The sequence below is a fragment of the Vibrio sp. Vb0304 genome (genome assembly GCF_033338995.1).
Classification (GTDB): domain Bacteria; phylum Pseudomonadota; class Gammaproteobacteria; order Enterobacterales; family Vibrionaceae; genus Vibrio; species Vibrio alginolyticus.
The window spans coordinates 1-1,014 of record NZ_JAWOTT010000389.1 but is presented as its reverse complement, the minus strand read 5'-3'; the positions used below and the strand labels follow the sequence as shown (position 1 = coordinate 1,014).

1 protein-coding gene is annotated in these 1,014 nt (G+C 48.3%); it reads left to right on the top strand.

The window, feature by feature from the left end; genetic code table 11:
- Positions 1–1,014: tRNA uridine-5-carboxymethylaminomethyl(34) synthesis enzyme MnmG (mnmG, locus tag R7P35_RS26455; RefSeq protein WP_318093465.1), on the top strand; the 1,014-nt coding region annotated here is incomplete at both ends.

The following is a 1,014-nucleotide window of genomic DNA, read 5'->3' as shown; positions in this document are numbered from 1 at the left end:
CAGAAGCTATCGACCATGCAGGTATTCAATTTCGTACACTAAATGCTTCGAAAGGTCCTGCAGTACGAGCAACTCGAGCTCAAGCCGATCGCGCTCTGTACAAAGCGTACGTACGCAACACATTAGAAAACGCGCCAAACCTAACCCTGTTCCAGCAATCGGTTGATGATCTGATTGTTGAACAAGATCGCGTTGTTGGCGTTGTGACTCAAATGGGTCTTAAATTCCATGCCAAAGCGGTTGTGCTGACCGTAGGTACTTTCCTTGGTGGTAAGATCCACATTGGTATGGAAAGTTCTTCAGGCGGTCGCGCTGGGGATCCACCATCGATCGCATTGGCGGATCGCTTACGTGAGTTGCCATTCCGAGTGGATCGTCTAAAAACGGGAACACCACCACGTATTGATGCTCGCACGGTTGATTTCTCAGTGCTAGAAGCGCAACACGGTGACAACCCAACACCAGTTTTCTCATTCATGGGTAAGCGCGAACACCATCCGCGTCAAATTCCTTGTTTCATTACGCATACCAATGAACAAACTCATGAAGTGATCCGCAATAACCTAGATCGTAGCCCAATGTACGCAGGTGTGATCGAAGGAATTGGCCCACGTTACTGTCCGTCTATCGAAGACAAAGTGATGCGCTTTGCGGATAAGAACAGCCACCAAATTTTCATTGAACCTGAAGGTCTTACCACGCACGAGTTATACCCGAATGGTATTTCCACCAGCTTGCCGTTTGATGTTCAAGTTCAAATCGTTCGTTCAATGAAAGGCTTCGAGAACGCACACATTGTTCGTCCTGGTTACGCGATTGAGTACGATTTCTTCGATCCACGTGATTTGAAGCAAACTTACGAGACTAAATTCATCAGTGGTCTATTCTTTGCTGGCCAAATCAACGGTACAACAGGCTACGAAGAAGCTGCGGCACAAGGCTTAATGGCGGGCTTGAACGCAAGCTTGTACAGCCAAGGCAAAGAAGGCTGGAGCCCGCGCCGTGACCAAGCAT